We start from the raw sequence: 3,536 nt of genomic DNA, 5'->3' as shown, positions 1-3,536 counted from the left end.
CGAGCATCGCGACCGATTCCGCCGCGCGGTCCCGAGCGGACCGCAGCTGCATGGAGGCATGCCGCGCCAGCGACCACAAGTCGTCTTCCGCCGTCGCACTCAGCATCACGGTGGTCGCGACGAATCGATTGACCACGGCGTCGTCGAGCCCGAGGAGCGGACGTAGATCGATGGGCACGTTGATGCGGACCTGCCCCTGCGGTGAGCCGTCGAGCATCTCCAGTGCCGCAGCAGCACACAGGACCCCCTGAACCGTCGAATCATTCGCTCGGGCGGTGGCACGAAGGAGTCTCGTCGTGACCGCGTCGAGCTCGGCGACGTCGATCCTGGGCGATGCGGCATCGAAGGGCCGGACAGCAGCGGGTCTCGGCGCCTCCTCGTCGGCTGGCAGGCTGGCCGACGGCGTTTCGGCGGAAGGCAAGAACTGCACGTGATCCTCTTGCGCGTCCGGGACGGTGCGCGCCCGCCGCGTTCGTCCTGCCAGCAGGGCGACCAGATCGTGAACGGCGAGGAGGGCCCCGCGTCCGTCGCTGATCTGATGAGAGAACGTGAGCACCACCGCCGAGGCGCACGTCGGCCCGGCGTCGGTGATCAGCGTTGCACGGACCAGCGGGCTGCCCTCGGGGTCGATGGGACGAGTCTGCTCGGCGGCGGCTTCGGTCTGCCAATCGCTCACCCGCGCGTGCCTCACAGGAATCGGGGCATGGTCCCGACGGAAGGTCGGGCGGTCGCCCCCTCGGTCGATGCGGGCCGCCAGGAGCGGATGACGAGCTTGCAGCTCCGTGAGCGCGTGCCTCAGCTGCTCCGGAGAGACCGGTGAGGCCAGTTCGACGGCGAGTGAGAACTGCACCGGGTTGCGGGAGATGTACAGGTCGATGATCCGCTCGAAGCCTCCCAATGGACGAAGGGTCGATGTGAGGGGCATGTTCATTGGCTCTCCGGTCTATTACAGCGTGCTAGCGTACTCAGAAGCTAGCACAGTGTGCTAGCTCGCCCCAGGGGACGCCGTGCCGCTCGACTCGGTGCCCCCGCCTGAACGAAGAGGAGAGACGATGACGAGAGACATCGATTGGGACGCATTGGCAAGCCGTCTGCGCGATGCGATGGGAGAGCGCGTGCTCCGGCCGGGAGGTGATTCGTTCGCGACGGCTGTCGCACTCTGGAGCGCACACCCGACGCATCGCCCGGAGATCATCGCCCAAGTCGCGAGCACTGCAGATGTCCGATACGTGCTCGAATCGGTCCCGGGCGACGTGCCGATCGCCGTCCGAGGCGGCGGCCATGACTGGGTCGGCCGAGCGCGGGCGAAGGGCGGCGTCACCCTCGACCTCTCCCAGCTGCGCGGCGTCCAGATCGATGCGACGGCACGAACCGCCACGGTCCAGGGCGGGGCCCGGCTGGAGGACGTGATCGATGCCGCCGCGGAACACGGCCTCGTTGCCGCAGTGGGCACGGTCAATGAGGTCGGTTTCACCGGGCTCGCCCTCGGCGGCGGATACGGCCCCTATCTCGGGATTCTCGGCCTCGCAACCGACACCATCATCTCGGCAGAAGTCGTTCTTGCCGATGGGTCGATCGTGGCAGCCTCCGATGCGGAGAACGCGGACCTCCTCTGGGCACTTCGCGGAGGGGGCGGGAACTTCGGCGTCGTCACCTCTCTGGAGATCTCCCTGGAGGAAGTCCCAGCCATGCTCGCCGGAACCGTCGTCTTCCCGACGGCCGACATGAGCGAAGTGCTCACCTCCCTCGACCGGGTCCTCCCCACCTTCCCCGATCAGCTCGCCGTCAGCCCCGCGATCGGCAGCGGCCCCGACGGCCACGCCGCGCTGCTCGTGACACTGCACTGGAGCGGCGAAACTGACGAGGGGGCCGGGTGGGTGCGAGCGATCGAACGTCTGGGAACGCCTCTGGCATCCACGATCGGACCCGCCACGCCACAGCAGGCGCTCCACGCGCTCGACGGCATGTTCCCCTCCGGGCGTCACTACACACTCCGCACGGCATCCTTAACCGGCCTCACCCCCGAGGTCATCGAGGTTCTGGCGGACGGAGAGCGACGCCGCACGTCTCCGCTGAGCGCGATCAACATCCACCATTTCCACGGCGCCGCCACCCGCATCAGCGCCGACCATTCCGCATGCGCGCTCCGGGAACCGCACCTCATGGTCGAGATCATCGCAGCCACCGCCGACACGGAAGGTCACGACGAGCAGATCGCCTGGGCGGATCGGATTCTCGACGCGCTCCGCCCCCTCGCCCTCCCTGCCGCCTACCCGAACCTTCTCCCACCTGGCGACACCGCACGCGCCGCCGCGACCTACGACAGCAGCATCTACCACCTCGACGCTGTGAAACGAGACCGGGACCCAACAGGCAGGTTCACCGGCATCCCCATCGGGTTGCCTCATCCTCACCAGCAGACGAACCAAGGAGATCACCCATGACCAACACCGCGCCGAACTGGCTCCTCCAGTCGGACGAACCCGTCCCGAGTCCTCGGGTGCCGTCTGGCGTCGAATACCACCGCGTATATGCCGGCGAGAAGCGTCGCATCCTCCGCGGCATCCTCGCGATCATCCTGGTGGTCGTCGGGATGGTCGTCTTCGCGCAACTGTTCGTGGTGGGGGCGCGCCTCGTCGATACGGAGCTCCTGGGGCGCTCTGGTTTCACGCCGCTCCAGCAGGCTGCGGGCGCGCTGTCGCTCGCCCTGCTCATCCCCTACTCCATGCTGCTGCAGCGCGTGCTCTACGGAGTCCCCTTCCGGTCGATGCACTCCGTAGCCGGACGCTTCCGATACGGCGTGCTCGGACGAGCGCTGCTCGCCTTCGGCCCGGTGCTGCTCCTGGTCGTCGCTGTCGGCTTCCTCCTGGAGCCCGTCGACCAAGTGCCCTGGTCGACATTCGACCTCGTCGCCTACTTCGTGATCGGCATGCTGCTGACACCACTAGCGGCAGCAGGCGAGGAATACGGCTTCCGCGGGTTCATGTTCCGCATCATCGGCGGGTGGACGAGGGGCGCCCGCCTCGGCGCGGTGATCGGCATCGTCATCCCCACGGCCCTCTTCTCGCTCTTCCACGGCTCGCTCGACCCGTACATCCTCACCTCCTACCTCGTGCTGTTCGGATCCTTGGCGATCGTCACTTGGCGCACCGGCGGACTCGAAACCGCCGTCGTCCTCCACGTCGTCTACAACGTGTCGGCCCTCGTGCTCGGCACGACGCTGCACGTCGATCTCGGCGGCGCGCTCAACAGCCGGGGAGAGATCGCAGGATCCATCGCCACCCTCATCCCGAGCGCGGCACTGGCCCTGATCACCGCCGCCGTCTGGTGGATCACGCGGAGGACCGGTCCTGCGCGCACCCCGGCGCCGAACGGCTCAGCCGACCGTCCGTCGTGATCGTCACGATGCCCTCGGATGCGACTCGCTCGCCCCCGAGGGCATCACGCGTCTCGGAGCATGCCTTCGACGGCTGCGACGACCGCGCGCCGATGCGCCGCGATGCGGCGGGGGGCGTCGTGCGCACCCTCGAGCCCCG

The 3,536-nt window shown here is 68.1% G+C and carries 3 protein-coding genes; 2 read left to right on the top strand and 1 reads right to left on the bottom strand.

Going from position 1 to position 3,536, the window contains the following annotated elements:
* The coding region (locus DSP71_RS16690) for a condensation domain-containing protein (protein ID WP_220151132.1) at positions 1 to 925 on the bottom strand (925 nt) is incomplete at its 3' end.
* A 127-nt stretch (positions 926 to 1,052) separates the two neighbouring features.
* Between DSP71_RS16690 and DSP71_RS16685 the strand changes: the two genes are divergently transcribed.
* Both DSP71_RS16685 and DSP71_RS16680 read left to right on the top strand, forming a co-directional pair.
* A complete protein-coding gene (locus DSP71_RS16685) occupies positions 1,053 to 2,444 on the top strand; it encodes an FAD-binding oxidoreductase (protein ID WP_113681636.1) in 1,392 nt (463 codons plus the stop codon).
* Positions 2,441 to 3,397 carry a CPBP family intramembrane glutamic endopeptidase gene (locus DSP71_RS16680; protein ID WP_113681635.1) on the top strand — a complete coding sequence of 319 codons (957 nt, stop codon included), beginning with the start codon at positions 2,441 to 2,443 and terminating at the stop codon, positions 3,395 to 3,397. Before DSP71_RS16685 ends, DSP71_RS16680 begins: the two co-directional genes overlap by 4 nt.
* Positions 3,398 to 3,536 lie beyond the last annotated feature (139 nt).

This window comes from Microbacterium sp. H6 (genome assembly GCF_003314775.1).
GTDB lineage: Bacteria > Actinomycetota > Actinomycetes > Actinomycetales > Microbacteriaceae > Microbacterium > Microbacterium oxydans.
Note: the sequence above shows the minus strand (reverse complement) of the source record. Positions and strands in the feature narration are given on the sequence as shown.

Bases quoted from the DNA above. Each gene is read 5' to 3' on its own strand.
- DSP71_RS16685 (WP_113681636.1), top strand. From the start codon at position 1,053: ATGACGAGAGACATCGATTGGGACGCATTGGCAAGCCGTCTGCGCGAT.
- DSP71_RS16680 (WP_113681635.1), top strand. From the start codon at position 2,441: ATGACCAACACCGCGCCGAACTGGCTCCTCCAGTCGGACGAACCCGTC.